Here is a 20101-nt window from a genome sequence, read left to right as displayed (position 1 = left end):
ACTGATTTTCTGGCGAAAACTACGCCTTTGACTGCCCTGCCCTATGGCATATGGGCTCGCGGTTTACTAAATCGGTGCCAGTTGCCGCAAGCAGACGGACGAAACGATGCGCAAAGACATTGCTCTCCGGTTCATGGGATAAGATGAAAGCTGATTTCTACGAAACCTTGGGCGTCCAGAAGGGCGCGGACGAGAAGGAACTGAAGAGCGCCTTTCGCAAGCTCGCAATGCAGTTCCACCCGGACCGTAATCCGGGCGATCATGCCTGCGAGCACAAGTTCAAGGAAATCAACGAAGCCTATGAGACGCTGAAGGACCCGCAGAAGCGCGCGGCCTATGATCGTTTCGGCCACGCCGCCTTCGAGAACGGCGGCATGAATGGCGGCGGACAGGGTTTCGGCGGCGGCGGTTTCTCCGACATATTCGAAGATATCTTCGGCGAGATGATGGGTGGCCGCCAGCGCCGTTCCTCCGGCGGCCGCGAACGCGGCGCCGATCTCCGCTACAATATGGAAATCACGCTTGAGGAGGCATTTGCCGGCAAGACCGCGCAGATCCATGTGCCGGCCTCCATCTCCTGCACCGATTGTTCCGGTTCGGGCGCCAAGCCCGGCACGCAGCCGGTCACCTGCACCATGTGCTCCGGCTCGGGCCGCGTTCGCGCCAGCCAGGGCTTCTTCTCCATCGAGCGCACCTGCCCGCAATGTCAGGGCCGCGGCCAGATGATCAAGGACCCGTGCGCAAAATGCTCGGGCCAGGGCCGCGTCACCGAAGAGCGCTCGCTGTCGGTCAACATTCCGGCCGGCATCGAGGACGGCACGCGCATCAGGCTCGCCAGTGAAGGCGAGGCCGGCCTGCGCGGTGGACCTTCGGGCGATCTCTACATCTTCCTCTCGGTCAAACCGCACGAGTTCTTCCAGCGCGACGGCGCAGACCTCTACTGCAAAGTGCCGATCTCGATGACGACCGCCGCCCTCGGCGGTTCTTTCGAGGTGGCGACCCTCGACGGCACCCAGACCCGCGTGAAGGTGCCGGAAGGCACGCAGAACGGCCGTCAGTTCCGCCTCAAGGGCAAGGGCATGCCCATTCTGCGCCAGCCCAATATCGGCGACCTCTATATCCAGACGGCGGTCGAGACGCCGCAGAACCTGACCAAGCGTCAGCGCGAGCTTCTGGAGGAGTTCGAGCAGCTTTCATCCAAGGACAACAGTCCGCAGTCGAGCGGATTCTTCTCGCGCATGAAGGACTTTTTCGAGTCTTTCGGAGAGTAGAGCAGCAACCGCAAGCTGTTGGTTTTGCGAAAGTCGGCCCCATTTTGTCTTGCGTCACAGATTACGTGACGTAAAGATCACACCGGGGCACACGAAAGCAGGAGAGTATGCCGATGGCACGTGGGTCTGGTTTGCGCAAGTCGCTCGCGACAAAGTTCGACGACGAGTTGCGCTTCTTCAAGGGCTGGATCGACAAGCCCAAGGCTGTCGGCTCCATCGTTCCGACCAGCTCCATCACCGCCCGCCGCATGGCCTCCATAATCAACCCGGCCTCGGGCCTGCCCGTTCTGGAACTCGGACCCGGCACCGGCGTCATCACCAAGGCGATCCTGGCCCGGGGCATCAAGCCGCAGAACCTTTACGCCGTCGAATATTCGGAAGAATTCGTCGACCATGTGCGCAGGGGTTATCCCGGCGTCAACGTCATCCAGGGCGATGCCTTCAACCTTGACGAGACGCTCGGCCCCAAGGATCGGATTCAGTTCGACTGCGCGATTTCCGGCGTGCCACTGCTCAACTTCCCGGTCTCGAAGCGGGTCGACTACATCAACGGCATTCTCGATCGGCTGCCGCATGGTCGGCCGGTCGTCCAGATCACCTATGGGCCGCTGTCACCGGTTCCGGCCGGGCGGGGCGAATATACGGTCGAGCATTTCGACTTCGTTATCCGCAACATTCCCCCGGCGCAGCTCTGGATCTATCGCCGCGGCGCAAACGGTTGACGCTGCAATCTTGACGGTTGATTAGAACGCCAGTTCGCCTATACCCGGGTGAACAGGAGCTATGCCGATGACTGCCCGAATTCTCGTCTTTGCCGGGTCGATCCGCACCGGGGCATTTAGCGGCAGGACCGCTGATGCCGCGGTCAAGGAATTGGCCCTCCAGGGCGCCGAAGTGACCCGCATTTCGCTTGGCGACTATCCGCTGCCGATCATGGACGAGGATCTCGAGGCGGAAAAAGGCGTCCCCGAAAACGCCGTCAGGCTTGGCCGCCAGATCGCCGCGCATGACGGCTTCCTGATCGCCAGCCCGGAATACAATTCGTCGATCCCGCCGCTGTTGAAGAATGCGATCGACTGGGTCAGTCGCGTCCGCAAGGATGGCGGCCACCCCTTCAAGCCATATGCCGGCAAGGTTGCGGCACTGTGCTCGTCGTCGGACGGTAATTTCGCCGGCCTCCGCGGCCTCTATCATCTGCGCTCGGTGCTGATGAACTGTCAGGTCGAAATCATCACGCCGCAATGTTCCGTCGCCCATGCAAGCCAAGCCTTTGACGAGAACGGCGACTTCAGGGAAGAGCGTCTTCGCCACGCCATGGAAAATGTCGCGCGCACGCTGATCGAGCGCGCTCGCATGCTTTCGACAAGGATCGACGCATGACGGTTGAAACGATGCGCGACCGCCTGATCGTCGGCCTGGATGTGCCGACGCTGAAGGAAGCGGAAGCTGCGGTTCGCGAGCTCGAAGGCACCGTCACTTTCTACAAGATCGGCTACCAGCTCGCCTTTGCCGGAGGCCTCGATTTCGCCCGCGAACTGGCAAGCGGCGGCACGAAAGTCTTCCTCGACATGAAGCTGCTGGACATCGACAACACCGTGGCCAAGGCCGTGGAGAACATCGTCAAGATGGGAGTGTCGATGCTGACGCTGCACGCCTACCCCAAGGCGATGAAGGCTGCAGTCGCGGCTGCCCGGGGTAGCGATCTCTGCCTGCTCGCCGTGACCGTGCTGACCTCCATGGACCAGCAGGACGTGATCGACGCGGGCTATGAATATGATCCGCACACGCTGGTGCTGCGACGTTCCGAACAGGCATTGCAGGCAGGCATGGGCGGCATCGTCTGCTCGGCCGATGAAGCATCCGCCGTGCGCAAGATCGTCGGTCCCGACATGGCCGTCGTTACGCCGGGCATTCGCCCCGCCGGCAGCGAGCATGGCGATCAGAAACGCGTCGTGACGCCGGCCCAGGCCATTCGCAACGGCTCCAGCCACCTCGTCGTCGCACGGCCGATCGTCTCTGCGGTTGACAGACGAGCAGCGGCGGAAGCTATCTTGCAGGAAATGAGTGCGGCATAGGCTTGCCGTGCGTCCTTCGAGGCCCGCTTCGCTCGCACCTCAGGATGAGGGAGGATTGCGTACTTGTCTCCCTCATCCTGAGGTGCGAGCCGGCAGGACGTAGCCGGGTTCCCTCTTCTTTGAAGGGCGAGCCTCGAAGGACGCACAAGACCAAAGGAGAAGAAAATAATGGCCAAGGGATATTGGATCGCTCGCGTCGATGTTCGCGACCCCGAGGGCTACAAGGACTATGTTTCAACTGCCAAGCCGGCTTTCGAGCGCTTTGGCGCCAATTTCCTGGTTCGTGGCGGTGCGCATGAGGTCGTTGAAGGCCCCGGCCGCGCGCGCAATGTGGTGATCGAGTTTCCGTCGCTGGCGGCCGCGCGCGATTGCTACAACTCACCCGAATACCAGGCGGCCAAGGCTATCCGGCAGAAATTTGCCGATGGCGAGATCGTACTGGTGGAAGGTCCAGCCTGACGCTAGGTCAGGCTGCCTATTGCAATGCAAAATGACGGTTTGTGAGCCGGCAAGCACCGGCTGCAACGGTTTTTCAACACCTTGGACCAAAGTATGAGTATAATTCACGCAGCGTGACGTATTGCGCTGCAACAATTTCGCGCTACCTTGTCAGCAGGGCGAAACAGGCTCCCGGACGGCTGTCTGGCCGGAGAAGGTTCTCGAATGTTCTATCAGTTTTATGAAATGAACCACGCGGCGCTTCAGCCGGCGAGAGCCTATGCCGATGCGGTGAGGCTGTTCTACTCCAACCCGCTCAACCCCTTCTCCCACACTCAATGGGGCCGTTCGATAGCAGCGACGGCAGAACTGTTCGAGCGCACGACGCGGCGCTATGGCAAGCCGCGTTTCGACCTGCCGCAGACGGTGGTCGACTGGAAGACGGTGCCGGTGACCGAAAAAACGGTATGGTCGCGACCGTTCTGCAATCTCTTGCATTTCGAGCGCGCTTTGCCCGCAGCGCGCCGGCCGGATCCGAAGCTTTTGATCGTCGCTCCGATGTCAGGTCACTACGCAACGCTGCTGCGCGGCACCGTTGAAGCGATGATGCCGCATGCCGACGTTTACATCACCGACTGGACCGACGCACGCATGGTGCCGGTTTCGGAAGGCAGGTTCGACCTCGACGACTATATCGACTACGTCATCGACATGCTGCATGCGCTGGGTCCCGACACCCATGTCATGGCCGTTTGCCAGCCGTCGGTTCCGGTTCTGGCGGCAGCTGCGATCATGGAAGCGCGGGGCGATCGTTTCGCGCCGTCAACGATGACGCTGATGGGCGGACCGATCGATACGCGCCGCAACCCCACCGCGGTCAATCTGCTGGCCGAGGAAAAGGGCATCGACTGGTTCCGCGACAATGTCATCATGCAGGTGCCGTGGCCGGTGCCCGGCTTCACCCGCGATGTCTATCCCGGTTTCCTGCAGCTTTCCGGCTTCATGAGCATGAATCTCGACCGGCACATCATCGCCCACAAGGACTTCTTCATGCACCTTGTGAAGCACGATGGCGATGGCGCCGAAAAGCACCGCGACTTCTATGACGAATATCTGGCGGTGATGGACCTGACCGCCGAATTCTACCTGCAGACGGTGGATACGGTGTTCGTCCGTCATTCCTTGCCGAAGGGCGAGATGACCCATCGCGGCGTTCCGGTCGATCCGACTGCCATCCGCAATGTGGCGCTGCTGACGATCGAAGGCGAGAACGACGATATTTCAGGCCTTGGGCAGACCCAGGCGGCCCATGATCTCTGTGTCAACATCCCTGACGAGATGCGCGCGCACTACATGCAGCCGGCCGTCGGTCACTATGGCGTGTTCAACGGTTCGCGCTTCCGGTCGGAGATCGTGCCGCGCATTGCCGATTTCATCAACAGCTATGGCCGGCAAAGCCGCGTGCAGCAGAAGCCGCGACTGGTGCGCTCCGGCAAGTCCTGACCGCCGTTGAGTGTAGGACGCGGATAACACCCTGTCCTTTTGATCAGGACAGGGATGCTTGTGGGTTCCGATACCCTGCGCTCGACCTATACGTGTAGACCGATCCACCAATTTGCCTGAGGGCCGGGCCTTCTGTTGCAAAATCGTCGCTGTCCGGCCTCGTCGGTAACCATGAAGTCAATCATCCCTTCGCTGTAATTGACATTGACCCATCACGGACCTTAACGTTTTGTTAACAAACAGGGCGAACGGGACCGGGGCAATGAACTCCTCACCGAAAGCATGGCGCGCATCCAGGCGCGTGGCATTGATGATCGGCTTGACGGCGACTGCGTGGTCGATCTCGCCTGCTCTCGCGTCGTCGCCGATGGTCACGGGTGGCCTGACCTCGCAGCCGATCGGTCACTACGAATTCTGCAAGATCAATCCCTCTGAATGTTCCATACGCTCGCGCAACTCGGTTCCGGAACATGTCACCGGATCTCTCTGGAAGACGCTTGTTGCCGTCAACCTCGAGGTCAACCGTGCCGTCACGCCGATGAACGATTTCGATATCTACGGCAAGGACGAGGTCTGGGCCTATCCCGACAACGGCGTCGGCGATTGCGAAGACTATGTGCTCGAAAAGCGCCGGCAGCTGATCCACAAGGGTCTGTCGGTATCCAACCTGCTGATAACCGTCGTACGCAAGCCGGATGGCGAAGGCCATGCCGTTTTGACCGTGCGAACCGACAAGGGCGACTTCATCCTCGACAATCTGACGGATGCCGTGCGCCAGTGGGACGAAACCGGCTATCGCTTCCTCAAGCGTCAGGCCAGCGATCACACCGGCCATTGGGTCACGATCCGCGAAGGCCAGGCACCGCTCGTCGGCGCGGTTCAGTAGGTACGTTATATCCTGCCGTGCTTTTCGCAGCAGGCACCGTCTCCTTCACGCGGCTGCCTGTGCGAGCCGCTCACCAGTCATCCTGTAGGAAATAGCCTCCGCGAGATGAATGCGGCCGACGGTTTCGCTGCCGTCGAGATCGGCCAAAGTGCGCGCCACTTTCAGCACGCGGTGATAGGCGCGCGCCGAAAAGCCGAGCTTTTCGCTCGCATCATGCAACAGCGACAGCCCGGCGGCATCAGGCTTGGCGATCTCTTCGATGAGCGCGGTTGCGCAATGCGCATTGGTGAGCGACGCCGATGCGCCGATGCGCTCGAAACGGTCCCGCTGAATGGCGCGGGCGGCCGACACGCGTGCCGCCACCACGGCGCTCTTTTCTGCGGCACCGGGCCGGATCAGATCGCTCGCCGAAACCGCCGGCACCTCGATGCGCAGGTCTATGCGGTCCAGCAACGGTCCCGAAATCCGCGCCTGATAGTCCGACTGGCAGCGCGGACCGCGCGCGCAGCGGTAACCGGGCTCGCCGGCCATGCCGCAGCGGCACGGGTTCATCGCCGCGATCAGCTGGATGCGCGCCGGATAGGTGACGCGGTGATTAGCGCGCGCGATCATGCACTCGCCGGTTTCGAGCGGCTGGCGCAGCGCGTCGAGCGTCTGAGGCGAGAACTCCGGAAATTCGTCGAGGAACAGAACGCCATTGTGGGCGAGGGAAACCTCTCCCGGACGCACGCGAAGGCCGCCACCGACCATCGCCGCCATCGATGCCGAATGATGCGGTGCGCGAAAGGGCCGCCGGTCGGTCAGCCTGCCGCCGGCGAGCTCGCCGGCAACCGAGGCGATCATCGAGACTTCGAGCAGTTCCTTGGGCGCCAGCGGCGGCAGAATGGAGGGCAGGCGCTGGGCGAGCATGGATTTTCCCGATCCGGGCGGCCCGACCATCATCAGATTGTGACCGCCGGCAGCGGCCACCTCCAGCGCGCGCTTGGCGCTCTCCTGCCCCTTGATATCGGCAAGATCCGGCAGGTCCGAAGCTGGTGCGTGGATGCTTGCCTCCGGCCGCGACAGAACCTGCGTGCCGCGGAAATGGTTGGCAATGCCGATCAGGCTTCGCGGCGCCAGTATGTCGATCTCCGAGCCTGCCCATGCCGCTTCCGGTCCGGACGCCGCCGGACAGATCAGGCCCTTGCCTTCGGCATTGGCGGCCATAGCTGCCGGCAGCGCGCCGGACACTGCGGCGATCGTGCCGTCGAGCGACAATTCGCCAAGCACGACATAGCCGGAAAGAGCATCGCCCGGCACGGCGCCAAGTGCCGCCATCAGGCCGAGCGCGATCGGCAGGTCGTAGTGGCTGCCTTCCTTCGGCAGGTCTGCCGGTGCGAGATTAACGGTGACCTTCTTGGACGGCATCGACAGACCGGATGCGTGAAGCGCCGCCTGCACCCGCTCGCGGCTCTCGGCCACTGCCTTGTCGCCAAGGCCGACGATATGCATGCCGACTTTACCGGGCGCGACCATCACCTGCACGTCGACGGGAACCGCCTCGATGCCCTGAAATGCAACCGTGCGTACGCGCGATACCATGCCGTCCCCCGACGTGCCGCCGGACATCAGCGAGATGTCCAACCCAGTGATAACCCCAGGCCAGACAAGCATAGATTGTAGAGCAAATCAAGAACAAGACGGGAACAAAATTGCCGTCCAGATTGCAACCGGGTTGATGCCGGTTGCAACGCTGGAACATTCCATGGCGTTTGTTGGGCGCTGCGCCTCAGCGCTTCGCTTCCACCGCATCCCAGAACAGCGCGGCGATGTCGGCCCCGCCGAATTTCTTGACCTCGCGCACGCCGGTCGGTGAAGTCACGTTGATCTCGGTCATGTAGTTGCCGATCACGTCGATGCCGACGAGGATGAAACCGCGTTCCTTGAGCGAGGGGCCGATGCGCGCGCAGATTTCACGCTCGCGTTCGGTCAGTTCCGTCTTTTCGGCGCGGCCGCCGACATGCATGTTGGAGCGGGAATCGTGCTCGGCAGGCACGCGGTTGATGGCGCCGACGGGCTCGCCGTCGATCAGGATGATGCGCTTGTCGCCCTTGCGCACATCCTTGAGATAGCGCTGGACGATGAAGGGTTCGCGGAACATCTGGCCGAACATTTCCAGCAGCGAGGCGAGGTTGCGGTCTGCCTCAAGCATATGGAAGATGCCCGCGCCGCCATTGCCGTAAAGCGGCTTGACGATGATGTCGCCGAACTCCTTGCGGAAGGCCGCCACCTCCAGAGGATCCTTGGTGATCAGCGTTTCCGGCATCAGGTCGGGAAACTCGGTGACGAAGATCTTTTCCGGGCTATTGCGCACCCAGGCCGGGTCGTTGACCACCAGCGTCTTCGGGTGAATGCGCTCCAGTATATGCGTGGTGGTGATGTAGTTCATGTCGAAGGGTGGGTCCTGCCGCAGCAGCACCACGTCCATTTCCGAGAGATCGGTGCGCACGGGCTCGCCGAGCGTGAAATGGTTGCCCTTCTCGTCGCGCACCTCGAGCGTTTCCAGCCGCGCGAACACCTTGCCGCCGATCATCGACAGCCGGTCAGGCGTATAATGGAACAGCTTGTGCCCGCGCCGTTGCGCCTCGAGCGAGAGCGCGAAACTGGTGTCGCCGGCAATGTTGACGGTGGAGATGTGGTCCATCTGGACGGCGATGTTGAGCGGCATGAAGGCTTCTCCGGCGCTGCGGGCTTTTATCGTCGAGAGGATGTATAGCTTTGCCCGGCATCTGCCAATGGCGACCTTGCATCCGCCGGGGTGCCCAGACTTCACCTCACGCAAATGTCTCGGAATGTCATGACCGCGTTAACAGGACGCCAATCATTCTCGGCTAAGAAGCTGGCAGACGTGCCGAAGAGCACGCTTGTCGAGGGTGGTCATGAACGCAGTCACGCCAATCCGGGCAGTCTCTGAAGATCAGATCGAACTGACCATTCTCATGCCCTGCCTCAACGAGGCTGAAACGCTTGCGACCTGCATCGGCAAGGCGCAGCACTTTTTGCAGCAAGCCGGCGTCTCTGGCGAAGTTCTCATAGCCGACAATGGCAGCACCGACGGTTCGCAGCTCATCGCCACCAGCCTTGGCGCCCGGGTCGTGCCCGTTCAGGCGCGGGGCTATGGCGCAGCCCTTCAGGGCGGGATAGCGGCTGCGCGCGGACGCTTCATCATCATGGGCGACGCCGACGATTCCTACGATTTCTGCGCGCTGGATGCCTTCGTGTCGCGCCTTCGTGAGGGTGCGGACCTGGTTATGGGCAACCGTTTTCAGGGCGGCGTCGAAGCCGGCGCCATGCCGGTCCTGCACCGTTATCTCGGCAATCCCGTGCTGAGCTTCCTTGGCCGGCTGTTTTTCCGCATCAAGGCGGGAGACTTTCACTGCGGCCTGCGCGGCTTTAATGCCGAGCGCATCCGGGATCTGGACCTCAAGACGGCGGGCATGGAATTCGCCAGCGAAATGGTCGTGCGCAGCGCGCTCGCCGGTCTGCGCATCGAGGAAGTGCCGACCACGCTGAAGCCGGACGGCCGCAGCCGCCCGCCGCATCTCAAGACGTGGCGCGATGGCTGGCGTCATCTCAAATTCCTGCTGATGTACAATCCGCGCTGGCTGTTCTTCATTCCAGGCATGAGCCTTTGCGCGCTCGGCCTCCTGCTTTCGACGCTGCTCTTCTTCGGTCCGCTGCAGGTCGTCGACAACCTTTCGCTCGACCTCAACACATTCGTCGCGGCCTGTTTCATGATCGTCGCCGGCGTGCAGCTCACCACCTTCGGTGTCCTGTCGCGATATTACGCCGACATCACCGGCATCCTGCCGGGCAATGCCCGTTCGGACTGGCTCACGCGCCATATCAGCACCGACCGGTTGGCGCTCGGCGCAGGCGTCTGCCTGCTGGCTGGCCTTTCGTTCTTCGGCTACGCGACCCTGTCCTGGGCCAGCCTGAGTTTTGGGCCGCTCAACGACCCGGAAATCCCGCGCGTGGTCGTATTCGGGCTGACGCTGATCGTGATCGCGATGCAGGTGTTTTTCTCGGCCTTCCTGCTCGGCGTCCTTGAAATCCCGGTCATGCGCCGCAAATCCGGCGAAACCATCGTCGCCGAGGCAGCAGCACGCGCCCAAGCTTCCTGATGACGGCGATGCTGCAAACGGCCTTTCGCCTGCGGTTCGTTCGTTTCGTGACGGTCGGCGTCGGCGCGGCTGCGCTCCTGCTTGTTCTATCTTATGTGCTGGCTTCCATCGGCCTGCCGCCTTTCGCGGCGGGCCTCATCGCCTATGCCGTGGCCTTCGTGGTGGCCTATTCGGCGCAGCGCGGCTGGACGTTCGGCGCAGCACACGGTCATGGCCACGCTTTGCCGCGCTATTTCGTCTTGCAGGCCGGCTGCGCGTTGCTGTCGGGCGTGCTCGCCCATATCGCCGTCGATCGCTTCCAGATGTCACCGCTGGCGATGTCGGTCCTCATCACGGCCGTTGCAAGCACGGTCAGCTATGTCGTCTCCTCGCTCTGGGTTTTTCCGGACAAGCCGGGACATGGCGGCGGACGCTAGCTTTACCGTTTGTTGAACTGCGCGGATTAGGGTCACGTCGGGTTATGGGCGGGCTGTGAGCGAATGAGCGGATTGCATTCAACGATCGCAAGACGGGCGGCGGGCCTTTCGCCGGCGAGCAGGGATATTGCCCTTGCGCTGGGCGCGACGCTGGTCGTTTTGGCCATCAATGCTGCGACCGGTTTCAGGACATTGTCCAACCTCGGCGGCGACAATGACAGCCTGCTTCGACTGGTCGAAGTCCGCGACCTGCTCGGCGGCCAAGGCTGGTTCGATCTGCATCAATACCGCATGGGGCCTGAGGGCGGTTTCGTCATGCATTGGTCCAGGCTGGTCGACGCGCCGATCGCCGCGATCATCCTTGCCGTTTCGGCGCTGACGGGCAGTGTTGGCCTTGGCGAAACCGTCGCGCGCATCCTTTGGCCGGCACTGCTCTATTGCGGCACGCTGTTTTTCATCCTGCGCGCCGCGCGTATTTTCGGCGGGGAAAGCGCTGTCCTGCCATCTGTCATCATCGGTGCTGCGGCCCTTCATTTTCTAGGCATCTATCAGCCCGCCGCACTCGATCATCACAACATCCAGCTCATGCTCGCCGCTGGCAGCCTGTGCCTGCTTCTCGAGGCGCCGGACAACCGGCTGGCCGCCGTAATGTCGGGTGTATGTGCAGCGCTGATGCTGGCGGTCGGCATGGAGACCGCGCCCTATGTGGCGGTGATCGGCCTCTGCGTTGCAGGTCTGTTTCTCTTCGACGGTACCGGCGAAAGGCATATTGCCCGCGATTTCGGGCTCGGCTTTGCCGTGGTGTCGGCTGCCGTCTTCTTCGTCACGGTTTCGGCCTCTGGCTGGGGCGAAGCCCAGTGTGACGCCTTTTCGGTCGTTCAATTCGCGCTGGCGGCCATTGCCGGCGTGGGTCTTGCGGCCGTCGCATCCCTCGATGGTTTCACGCGCACGCGCGGCCGCCGCCTGCTTGGCCTTGCCTTGCTCGGCGCATGCGTCGGCGCGACTTTGGTCCTTGCCTTTCCGCAATGTATCTCCGCACCATATTCGGGTCTCGATGCGCGACTTAAGGCGGACTGGCTCGACCATGTCTCCGAGGCGCAGTCGCTGTTCGAGCTCATTGTCCAGGATCCCGCCTCCCTCTTCGCCCGCTACATCACGCCGTTGCTGGCGATCGGCTGGATGCTGCTGCGTCTTCGCCGTCAAGGCTGGCAGCGGCAGGACATCCTTGTCGCTGCTGTGCTGATCGCGGCCTTCATGGTCAGCGTGTGGCAGGTGCGCGGGTCGACCTTCTCGATCGCCTTCGCCGTTATCCCGCTTTCGGCGTGGGTCGGAAACTGGCGTGCGCGGGCGGAAAAAAGCCCGTCTACGTCTGCGTCTCTCAGGATGGCCGCGGTATGGCTGATCTCGCTCAATGCGAGCTGGACGACCGCCGCCGCCGCCGCTTCGGCCGTTCTCGAAGGCGAGTCGCAGAAGCCCGAGGCGCAGGCCGCGTCGGTTGCCGCCTGCCAGCGGGAAACAGACTTTGCCGTGCTCGCCGGCTTGCCGGCAGCGACCGTTCTGGCGATCTCCAATCTGGGTTCGCCTATCCTTGCCTACAGCGGGCACCGCGTTTTCTCCGGCCCCTATCACCGCAATATCGAGGGAAACCTTCTGGCGCTGGACGCCCTGATGGGATCGCCAGATGAAGCCCGGCAAATTGTCGAAGCGCGTCATGTCGGTCTTGTCGCGCTTTGCCGAGGCAACGACGAGAACAGGATTCTGACGGACCGTGCTCCCGATGGGTTGCTTGCGGGCATGATGAAGGGGGCAGTGCCGGATTGGCTTGAACCCGTCTCCGAAAGCACGGGGAAGCCGCTGGAACTCTACCGGGTCGTCCTGGATCGGTAATTGCAGGGCATGGTCTTCGGCCTTGTCACGCACCCAATTCTGATGCCTCTTTTGCCGGCGAAAAACGGTGAATCGCGATACGTTTCCTAAACGGTTTGCTGGCATTGTTGCGCGCAAATCACGAAAAAAACTGCGGGGACCATGATGCAGCCGTCGTTCGGCTTTGACGAGACCAGGGAGAACACCGATCTTGCCTTTACCGACCCTTTGACCGGGCTCGGCAATCACCGGCGCTTTTTCGACAAGGTCGACAGGCTCATCAGCGACCGCGCTGACGACCCCGCGCCTTTCACCGTAGGCATCATCGATCTGGACGGGTTCAAGCCGATCAACGATCTTTTCGGCCACAAGGCCGGCGACGATATCCTCATCCAGGTAGCCATGCGCCTGCGTGCCGCCATGGACGGGCATTCGGCGGTCACGCGCATCGGCGCCGACGAGTTCGCGTTCCTCTATCCCATGGTGTTTTCGGAGGACGCCGCCGCCGAAAGGGCGAGGATGCTGATCGAGGTTCTTTCGGCGCCCTACGATGTCGGGGAGCGAACCGCCAGGCTGTCGGCCTCGGTCGGCTGCTCGCTTTTCTATTCGGGTGACGAGACGACCGAGATACTGGTCAACAAGGCCGAGACTGCGCTCTATCACGCCAAGCGCTCGGGCCGGGGCCGCGTCGTCGTCTATACGCGCGAAATGGAGGAGGCGGCCAAGCGCGTCACCCGCATCGAGCAGGCCTTGCGCCGCGCCGTTTCGGCCGGCGAGGTCGAGCCGCATTTCCAGCCGATCGTCGACCTGAAGACACGGCGCGTCGTCGGTTTCGAAACGCTTGCCCGCTGGACCGACCGCGATCTCGGTTTCGTCTCGCCGGTCGTCTTCATCCCGATCGCCGAGGAACGCGGCATCATCGGCCCGCTGTCGCAGCTTGTCCTGCGCAAGGCGACCGAAGCCGCCCGCAACTGGCCCGAAGACCTGTTCCTGTCGTTCAACCTGTCGCCGTCGCAGCTTGTCGACCAGAACACCGGCCTTCACATACTGGCCATTCTGGAGCGAACCGGCTTCGATCCGCGCCGCCTCGAGATCGAGATCACCGAGACTGGCCTGATGACGGACCCGGCCTCCGCCGAGAAGATCGTCAACGATCTGCGCCGCTGCGGCATCCGCGTCTCGCTTGACGATTTCGGCACCGGCCAGTCCTCGCTCGGCCGCCTGCGCGAGTTCCAGTTCGACAAGCTCAAGATCGATCGCGCCTTCGTGTCCTCGATACTGGAGGACAGGCCGTCCGAACACATCATCCGCGCCATCCTCGCCATGTGCGAGGGGCTGGGCATGGATGTGGTAGCCGAAGGCATCGAGCAGGAGGCGCAGGCCAGCCGTCTCATCGAATTCGGCTGCGGCGGCGGGCAGGGCTATCTCTTCGGCAAGCCGGCAGATGCCGACGCCACGCTCGGCTATCTGCGCGATGCCTTTCGCGGTGCGCGGCGGGTCGGTGCTTAAACGTCACAGCTGTCGCTCCCAAGCCCGTAGCGTCCTGCAGGCATAGAATTCTCCTCTTGGCCTTCGTCGCCTCTTGGTGCATTCCATACGCGGACCAGGAGAGGTCGAGGGGGAAGATGCCATGATGCCGTCCGCGCAGTTTACCGATCTTCAGGGAACGTCTGTCCTGATCACCGGCGGCGGTTCCGGCATAGGTGCGGCCCTAACCGAGGGATTTGCGCGTCAGGGCGCTAAGGTGACCTTTGTCGATATCGCTCAAGCAGCGAGCGAGGCGCTGTGCGAGCACGTCGAAAAGAGTGCCGGCGTCCGCCCTCTGTTCATCAAGGCGGATCTCCGTGACATCGATGCCCTGCGCGCCGCCGTCGCCCAGGCAATCGAGGCGCATGGGCCGGTTACGACACTGATCAACAATGCCGCCTTCGACGAGCGTCACGCCGTCGAGGATGTCACGGTCGACTATTGGGACAACAACCAGTCGATCAATCTGCGCCCGCATTTCTTCAGCGCGCAGGCCGTCGTGCCGGGCATGAAGGCGGCGGGCGGTGGCTCCATAATCAATTTCACCTCGACCTCATTCCTGATCAACCATCCCGACATGCCGTCCTACACGGCGGCCAAGGCCGGCATTATCGGCCTGACCAAGGGACTTGCCGGCCATCTCGGCCCGCACAACATTCGCGTCAACGCGGTGGCTCCCGGCTGGGTCATCACCGAGCGGCAGCGCGAATTATGGGTGACCGACGAGACGCTTGCCGCTCATGTCGCCAAGCAGAGCATCAAGCAGGTGATGCTGCCCGAGGATATGGTCGGCACCTGCCTGTTTCTGGCTTCGGATGCATCGCGCATGCTGACGGCGCAAACATTGATCGTCGACGGAGGTTATCTCTAATGCCAAACCCGGCAATCGCCGCAGCCGATTGGGGCACCTCGCATCTGCGCGTCTGGCTTTTGGATGCGGACGGCAACGCTCTGGCCGAGCGGCGCAGCGCCGAGGGACTGCTTTCGGTGAAGCCGGGCGGCTTCTCCGACGTGCTCGAGAGCCATCTCGACGCCATGGGTGCGCCGGCAACGCTCCCGGTGATCATCTGCGGCATGGCCGGCTCGCGCCAGGGCTGGATCGAGGCGCCCTATGTCTTCGTCCCGGCATCCATTGGCGACATCCTTGCCGGCGCCGTAGCCGCGCCCGGCACGCGCCGCGACGTGCGCATCATTCCGGGCATCGCCCAGCGCGATCAGACTGCGCCGGATGTCATGCGCGGCGAGGAGACCCAGCTTGCCGGCATCGCAGAGCTGTCGTCGGGAAGTCATCTCGTCTGCATGCCGGGCACGCATTCGAAATGGGTCGAGACGAATAACGGCGCAGTCTCCGGTTTCGGCAGCTGGCTGACCGGCGAGCTGTTTTCGCTGCTGTCGCGCCAGTCCATTCTCCGGCATTCGCTTGGCGAGAGCCCGGTTTCCGTCTCGCCGGACAACGCGACCTTCCGCCACTGGTGCGCGAATGCGCTGTCGGAGGGCGGCGACATCGGCGCGCATCTGTTTCGCATCCGCGCCTCGAGTTTGCTTCTCGATCTGTCGCCGCCCGATGCGGCGGCCGCCCTTTCCGGCCTGCTCATCGGCGCCGAGATCGCCTCGGCGGCAAGGCGCTTTGCCGAGACGAGCGGCCCGGTTACGCTGGTTGCGTCGAGCAGCCTGGCGAAGCTCTATGAATCTGCCCTGCACATGGCCGGCCGCGAGGTCCGCGTCGTCGACGGCGATGCGGTGGTACGCGCCGGCCTGTTTGCGGCGGCAAGACACAATGGCATGATTGGCAGCATCGGAACGCAGGCATGACGACACCCTTTCCAGAACTCCGCCGCGGCCTTGTAGCCATCCTCCGTGGCTTGAAGCCGCAAGAGGCGGTCGACATCGGCAGCGCGATTTTCGAAGCCGGCATCGAGGCCATCGAAGTGCCGCTCAATTCGCCGGAGCCTTTCACCTCCATCGAAAGCCTGGTCGCGAAACTCCCCAAGGCGTTGATCGGCGCGGGCACGGTGCTAACGCCGCGGGATGTCGACCGGCTGCATGATGCCGGCGGGCGGCTTCTGGTCAGCCCCAACATCGATGCCGGCGTCATGAACCGCGCCAACCACCACGGCATGGTCACCATGCCCGGCATCTTCACCCCGACGGAAGCCTTCCAGGCGATCGGCCTTGGCGCATCGGCGCTGAAATTCTTCCCGGCAAACGTGCTCGGACCCGGCGGTATTGCCGCGATCAAGGCCGTCCTCCCGGCCGAGACCATTGTCGGTGTGGTCGGCGGCGTGTCGGAAACCGATTTCGCCGGCTACGCCAAGGTCGGCGTCCGAACCTTCGGGCTCGGCTCAAGCCTGTTCAAGCCGGGCATGAGCGTGGCCGAGGTTCGCGACCGTGCGCATGCGGCCGTCAGCGCCTATGATGCCGTTTTCGGAGGAAAGCTCGATGGATAAAACCGGCGTCTCGATCCTGTCCGAACATGTCTGCCATCTCGGCGAGGGCCCGACTTACGATCCGGCCACCGACACGCTGTTCTGGTTCGATATTCTGGGCAAAAAGCTGCTCGAAAAGCGCGTCGCCGGCGGGGAGACGATTGTCCATGACCTGCCCGAAATGACGAGCGCGCTGGCTGTCATCAATGACGGTCATCAACTGCTGATGACCGAAAGCGGCCTGAACATCCGCGATGTCAGGACCGGTGCGGTCACGCCGCATTTCGCCATCGAGGCGGACGATCCATCGACCCGCTCCAATGATTCGCGCGTGCACCCCTGCGGCGCGTTCTGGGTCGGTACGATGGGCAAAAAAGCCGAGCGCAAGGCCGGCTCGATCTACTGGTTCTTCAAGGGCGAGTTCCGTAAACTGTTTCCCGACATTTCGATCCCGAATTCGATCTGCTTTTCGCCTGACGGCGCGACCGCCTATTACACCGACACCAGGGAAAACATCCTCTACCGCGTCGGCTGCGATCCCGAGACCGGGCTGCCGGTCGGCGAGCCGAAAGTGTTCTTCGATCACAGTGGCAAGAAGGGTGGCCTCGACGGCTCTGTGGTCGACGCCGACGGCGTGTTGTGGAATGCGCGCTGGGGCGCGTCCTGCGTCGATGCCTATTCGCCCGACGGCAAGCGCATCCGCACCATCGAAGTCGGTACGCTGCAGCCGTCCTGCCCGGCTTTTGTCGGCGCGAATGCCGATCGCCTTGCCGTCACCACCGCTCAGGAAGGCATGGATGCGGCAGCGCGAAAGGCCGACCCGACGGCCGGCAAGACCTTGCTGCTGGACCTGCCGGTGAAAGGCCGTTTCGAGCCGCGCGTCCTGATCTGATCCGGGGTTGCGCCGATGACCGTCCAGAAACTCGGCGTCTGCTACTATCCCGAACATTGGCCGGAGGAGCGGTGGGCGATCGACGCGCGCATGATGCGCGAAGCCGGCATCGGCCTTGTGCGCATCGGCGAATTCGCCTGGTCGCGGCTCGAACCGGAACCCGGCCGCTACGATTTCGACTGGCTCCAGCGCGCCATCGAGACATTGCACGGCGAGGGCCTGGACATCGTGCTCGGCACGCCGACGGCGACGCCGCCCAAATGGCTGGTCGATTCCATGCCCGATATGCTGGCGGTCGATGCCGAAGGCCGCACACGCGGTTTCGGCTCGCGCCGGCACTACTGCTTCAGCCATCTTCCCTATCGCGCCGAATGCGCCCGCATCGTCACCACGCTTGCCGAGCGCTTCGGCGCCCATCCCGGCATCGTCGCCTGGCAGACCGACAATGAATATGGCTGCCACGATACGGTGCTGAGCTATTCCAAGGCCGCTCTTGCCGGCTTTCGCGACTGGCTGTCGCGAAAATACCAGTCGCCGCAGGCGCTGAACCGGGCATGGGGCACCGTGTTCTGGTCGATGGAGTATCGTTCCTTCGACGAGATCGAACTGCCCAATCTCACCGTCACCGAAGCCGCTCCCGCACACCGGCTGGATTTTCGGCGCTATGCGTCGGAACAGGTGGTGGCCTTCAACCGGCTCCAGACCGACATCATCAGAAAGTACTCGCCCGGCCGCACGATCCTGCACAATTTCATGGGCGGCTTCACCGGCTTCGATCATTTCGCGCTCTCCGCCGATCTCGATGCCGCTTCGTGGGATTCCTATCCGCTCGGCTTTCTCGAAAACAGTTCCGATCCAGAGCGCCGGCAGCGTTACATGCGCGTCGGCGATCCCGATTTCCAGGCCTTCAACCACGATCTCTATCGCGCCTGCGGGCGCGGTCGCTGGTGGGTCATGGAGCAGCAACCCGGCCCGGTGAACTGGGCCGCCCACAATCCCGCGCCCGCGCCGGGAGCCATCCGCCTGTGGGCGTGGGAGGCCTTTGCGGCGGGTGCGGAGGTGGTCAGCTATTTCCGCTGGCGCCAGGCGCCCTTCGGACAGGAGCAGATGCATGAGGGCCTGTTGCTGCCGAATGCTGCGCCCAACGAAGCCTTTCATGTCGTGCGCGCGGTTTCGCGCGAGCTGGAAAATCTGGGCGCCAGGGTCGAGACGACGCCGGCACGGGTCGCCATCGTCTTCGACTATGAAAGCGCCTGGGCGTGGTCGATCCAGCCGCAGGGAAGGTCCTTTTCCTATGCGCGCCTGATCCTGATTTTCTACCGCGCCCTGCGCGCGCTCGGCATCTCGGTCGACATCGTGCCGGCCAGGCCGGAGGCGGTGCAAGGCTACAGGCTCGTTCTCCTGCCCGGCCTGTTCTCGGTGCCGGAAGAGCTTGCCGCAGCCCTCGGAGGCGACGGCCAGATCGTGCTTGCCGGCCCGCGAACCGGGTCACGCACGCCGGACTTCCGCGTTCCCGATGCACTGCCGCCGGGCGAGGGCTTGCAGGGCCGCATTCCGGTGAAGGTCAGGCGCTCGGAAACGTTCGAACCGCCCTTCGCGATTCCCATCGAAGAACCTGCCAATGTCTCGGCCTTCGAGACCTGGCGCGAGTTCCTCGTCGCCGGCGAGGGTGTTCGCGTCATCGACCGGTCGCAGGACCACGAGGTCGCCTTCTGCTGTGACGCTGGCGGTGCCTTCCACTATCTCGCCGGCCAGCCCAACGCCGCTTACGCCGCGCGCGTGGTCGAATATCTCTGCGGCAAGGCCGGCATCGCCATCCAGCGCCTGCCGCGCGACATCCGCATCCGCGACAACGGCCCGATGCGCTACATCTTCAACTACGGCCCGGAGCCGATCGATATAGGCCAGTGGACGGAAGGAAAATCGCTGCTGCTCGGCAATGAGTTGCTGGAGCCATGCGGCGTGGCGGTGTTCAGGCGGGGCTGAGGCTGCGCCCTTCCTTCTCCCCTTGTGGGAGAAGGTGGATTGGCGCGCAGCGCCAAGACGGATGGGGGGTGCTGGACGGAGTGCCGTCTGTTCCGAACAGCCGTAGCAGGCATAGCTACCCGTCCCTCGTCGCATTTCTTCCAACACCCCTCATCCGACCTCCCCTTCGGGTCGGCCACCTTCTCCCACAAGGGGAGAAGGAGAGGCGCACTTCATCATCGCCACGCCCCGTCCCTGGGTGCATTCCGGTGCGTCCTTCGAGGCTCGCTACGCTCGCACCTCAGGATGAGGGAGGTTGGCGCTATTCCTGATCCGGAGACGTTCCTACCCTTCATGAAAAGGGACTTCTGCCGGCACACCCTCCCTCATCCTGAGGTGCGATCCTGAGCTTGTCGAAGGGGAGCCTCGAAGGACGCACCTGTTCATCGCCACGCCTGCTTTCGCATCTGGCTATTGTCAAAGATCGGGAAAGACGGGCGGCCGAAATCTCGCTCATCTTTTGTATTTTTCTGCGATCTTTCGACCGCCCGTCTCGGTGTCTGTCCCGAAGTCGGCCGGTCACAACGCCCGCTCCATGTACATTCCATGGACAAGACGCCGCGGGTTCTCCGCATGGTTTTGGGCAGTGGCATTTGCGCCGTGCTCGTTCCAC

At 62.9% G+C, this 20101-nt stretch carries 18 protein-coding genes; 16 read left to right on the top strand and 2 right to left on the bottom strand.

Translation table 11 applies throughout. From position 1 onward, the window contains the following. Positions 1 to 143 precede the first annotated feature (143 nt). The 7 genes from dnaJ (at position 144) to BM413_RS18175 (ending at position 6173) form a co-directional block, all read left to right on the top strand. Complete coding sequence (dnaJ, locus tag BM413_RS18205) at positions 144 to 1271, top strand: molecular chaperone DnaJ (protein ID WP_091915610.1); 1128 nt, start codon at positions 144 to 146, stop codon at positions 1269 to 1271. Between the two features lie 113 nt (positions 1272 to 1384). Next, positions 1385 to 1993, top strand: a complete 609-nt coding sequence (gene pmtA / locus BM413_RS18200) for a phospholipid N-methyltransferase PmtA (RefSeq protein WP_091915608.1) — start codon at positions 1385 to 1387, stop codon at positions 1991 to 1993. A gap of 61 nt (positions 1994 to 2054) precedes the next feature. Further along, on the top strand, positions 2055 to 2651 hold the full coding sequence (locus BM413_RS18195; protein ID WP_162931535.1) for an NADPH-dependent FMN reductase: 597 nt from the start codon (positions 2055 to 2057) through the stop codon (positions 2649 to 2651). After that, the gene (gene pyrF, locus BM413_RS18190; protein ID WP_091915606.1) at positions 2648 to 3346 is read left to right on the top strand and encodes an orotidine-5'-phosphate decarboxylase; all 699 of its coding nucleotides are present in this window, start codon (positions 2648 to 2650) and stop codon (positions 3344 to 3346) included. The genes BM413_RS18195 and pyrF overlap by 4 nt, the downstream gene beginning before the upstream one ends. Before the next feature lie 168 nt (positions 3347 to 3514). After that, positions 3515 to 3805, top strand: coding sequence for a DUF1330 domain-containing protein (locus tag BM413_RS18185; protein ID WP_091915604.1), 291 nt, complete (start codon positions 3515 to 3517; stop codon positions 3803 to 3805). Between the two features lie 204 nt (positions 3806 to 4009). Further along, positions 4010 to 5287, top strand: coding sequence for a polyhydroxyalkanoate depolymerase (locus BM413_RS18180; protein ID WP_091915603.1), 1278 nt, complete (start codon positions 4010 to 4012; stop codon positions 5285 to 5287). 310 nt (positions 5288 to 5597) lie between these two features. Then, positions 5598 to 6173 carry a transglutaminase-like cysteine peptidase gene (locus BM413_RS18175; protein WP_244537912.1) on the top strand — a complete coding sequence of 192 codons (576 nt, stop codon included), beginning with the start codon at positions 5598 to 5600 and terminating at the stop codon, positions 6171 to 6173. A gap of 45 nt (positions 6174 to 6218) precedes the next feature. On the opposite strand, the gene BM413_RS18170 is transcribed toward BM413_RS18175, so the two are convergent. Both BM413_RS18170 and gshB read right to left on the bottom strand, forming a co-directional pair. Then, a complete protein-coding gene (locus BM413_RS18170; protein ID WP_091915942.1) occupies positions 6219 to 7754 on the bottom strand; it encodes a YifB family Mg chelatase-like AAA ATPase in 1536 nt (511 codons plus the stop codon). Between the two features lie 187 nt (positions 7755 to 7941). After that, the gene (gshB, locus tag BM413_RS18165) at positions 7942 to 8880 is read right to left on the bottom strand and encodes a glutathione synthase (RefSeq protein WP_091915599.1); all 939 of its coding nucleotides are present in this window, start codon (positions 8878 to 8880) and stop codon (positions 7942 to 7944) included. 211 nt (positions 8881 to 9091) lie between these two features. On the opposite strand from gshB, the gene BM413_RS18160 reads away from it, so the two are divergent. From BM413_RS18160 to BM413_RS18120, 9 genes are all read left to right on the top strand, one after another. Continuing rightward, positions 9092 to 10336, top strand: a complete 1245-nt coding sequence (locus BM413_RS18160; protein ID WP_091915597.1) for a glycosyltransferase family 2 protein — start codon at positions 9092 to 9094, stop codon at positions 10334 to 10336. Between the two features lie 8 nt (positions 10337 to 10344). After that, a complete protein-coding gene (locus BM413_RS18155) occupies positions 10345 to 10752 on the top strand; it encodes a GtrA family protein (protein WP_244537911.1) in 408 nt (135 codons plus the stop codon). 63 nt (positions 10753 to 10815) lie between these two features. Further along, positions 10816 to 12639 carry a polysaccharide biosynthesis protein GtrA gene (locus tag BM413_RS18150; RefSeq protein WP_091915593.1) on the top strand — a complete coding sequence of 608 codons (1824 nt, stop codon included), beginning with the start codon at positions 10816 to 10818 and terminating at the stop codon, positions 12637 to 12639. A gap of 144 nt (positions 12640 to 12783) precedes the next feature. Further along, positions 12784 to 14127: a putative bifunctional diguanylate cyclase/phosphodiesterase gene (locus BM413_RS18145; RefSeq protein WP_091915940.1), complete on the top strand. Its 1344-nt coding sequence runs from the start codon at positions 12784 to 12786 to the stop codon at positions 14125 to 14127. Between the two features lie 121 nt (positions 14128 to 14248). After that, positions 14249 to 15016, top strand: coding sequence for an SDR family NAD(P)-dependent oxidoreductase (locus BM413_RS18140; RefSeq protein ID WP_091915590.1), 768 nt, complete (start codon positions 14249 to 14251; stop codon positions 15014 to 15016). Beyond that, a complete protein-coding gene (locus tag BM413_RS18135; RefSeq protein WP_091915588.1) occupies positions 15016 to 15957 on the top strand; it encodes a 2-dehydro-3-deoxygalactonokinase in 942 nt (313 codons plus the stop codon). Before BM413_RS18140 ends, BM413_RS18135 begins: the two co-directional genes overlap by 1 nt. Continuing rightward, positions 15954 to 16592 (top strand): 2-dehydro-3-deoxy-6-phosphogalactonate aldolase, encoded by a 639-nt coding sequence (locus tag BM413_RS18130; RefSeq protein ID WP_091915586.1) that lies wholly within the window; start codon positions 15954 to 15956, stop codon positions 16590 to 16592. The genes BM413_RS18135 and BM413_RS18130 overlap by 4 nt, the downstream gene beginning before the upstream one ends. Further along, positions 16585 to 17463, top strand: coding sequence for an SMP-30/gluconolactonase/LRE family protein (locus tag BM413_RS18125; RefSeq protein ID WP_091915584.1), 879 nt, complete (start codon positions 16585 to 16587; stop codon positions 17461 to 17463). The genes BM413_RS18130 and BM413_RS18125 overlap by 8 nt, the downstream gene beginning before the upstream one ends. A 15-nt stretch (positions 17464 to 17478) precedes the next feature. Beyond that, positions 17479 to 19449, top strand: coding sequence for a beta-galactosidase (locus BM413_RS18120; protein ID WP_091915582.1), 1971 nt, complete (start codon positions 17479 to 17481; stop codon positions 19447 to 19449). The last annotated feature ends 652 nt before the right edge of the window (positions 19450 to 20101 follow it).

This window comes from Mesorhizobium sp. YR577 (assembly GCF_900116595.1).
In the GTDB taxonomy this organism is placed as follows: domain Bacteria; phylum Pseudomonadota; class Alphaproteobacteria; order Rhizobiales; family Rhizobiaceae; genus Mesorhizobium_M.
This window is presented reverse-complemented; position numbering and strand designations above follow the sequence as displayed.

Excerpts from the sequence above, each read along its gene's own strand:
- dnaJ (WP_091915610.1), top strand. The coding sequence starts at position 144 with ATGAAAGCTGATTTCTACGAAACCTTGGGCGTCCAGAAGGGCGCGGAC.
- pmtA (WP_091915608.1), top strand. The coding sequence starts at position 1,385 with ATGGCACGTGGGTCTGGTTTGCGCAAGTCGCTCGCGACAAAGTTCGAC.
- BM413_RS18195 (WP_162931535.1), top strand. The coding sequence starts at position 2,055 with ATGCCGATGACTGCCCGAATTCTCGTCTTTGCCGGGTCGATCCGCACC.
- pyrF (WP_091915606.1), top strand. The coding sequence starts at position 2,648 with ATGACGGTTGAAACGATGCGCGACCGCCTGATCGTCGGCCTGGATGTG.
- BM413_RS18185 (WP_091915604.1), top strand. The coding sequence starts at position 3,515 with ATGGCCAAGGGATATTGGATCGCTCGCGTCGATGTTCGCGACCCCGAG.
- BM413_RS18180 (WP_091915603.1), top strand. The coding sequence starts at position 4,010 with ATGTTCTATCAGTTTTATGAAATGAACCACGCGGCGCTTCAGCCGGCG.
- BM413_RS18175 (WP_244537912.1), top strand. The coding sequence starts at position 5,598 with ATGATCGGCTTGACGGCGACTGCGTGGTCGATCTCGCCTGCTCTCGCG.
- BM413_RS18170 (WP_091915942.1), bottom strand. The coding sequence starts at position 7,754 with ATGGTATCGCGCGTACGCACGGTTGCATTTCAGGGCATCGAGGCGGTT.
- gshB (WP_091915599.1), bottom strand. The coding sequence starts at position 8,880 with ATGCCGCTCAACATCGCCGTCCAGATGGACCACATCTCCACCGTCAAC.
- BM413_RS18160 (WP_091915597.1), top strand. The coding sequence starts at position 9,092 with ATGAACGCAGTCACGCCAATCCGGGCAGTCTCTGAAGATCAGATCGAA.
- BM413_RS18155 (WP_244537911.1), top strand. The coding sequence starts at position 10,345 with ATGCTGCAAACGGCCTTTCGCCTGCGGTTCGTTCGTTTCGTGACGGTC.
- BM413_RS18150 (WP_091915593.1), top strand. The coding sequence starts at position 10,816 with ATGAGCGGATTGCATTCAACGATCGCAAGACGGGCGGCGGGCCTTTCG.
- BM413_RS18145 (WP_091915940.1), top strand. The coding sequence starts at position 12,784 with ATGCAGCCGTCGTTCGGCTTTGACGAGACCAGGGAGAACACCGATCTT.
- BM413_RS18140 (WP_091915590.1), top strand. The coding sequence starts at position 14,249 with ATGATGCCGTCCGCGCAGTTTACCGATCTTCAGGGAACGTCTGTCCTG.
- BM413_RS18135 (WP_091915588.1), top strand. The coding sequence starts at position 15,016 with ATGCCAAACCCGGCAATCGCCGCAGCCGATTGGGGCACCTCGCATCTG.
- BM413_RS18130 (WP_091915586.1), top strand. The coding sequence starts at position 15,954 with ATGACGACACCCTTTCCAGAACTCCGCCGCGGCCTTGTAGCCATCCTC.
- BM413_RS18125 (WP_091915584.1), top strand. The coding sequence starts at position 16,585 with ATGGATAAAACCGGCGTCTCGATCCTGTCCGAACATGTCTGCCATCTC.
- BM413_RS18120 (WP_091915582.1), top strand. The coding sequence starts at position 17,479 with ATGACCGTCCAGAAACTCGGCGTCTGCTACTATCCCGAACATTGGCCG.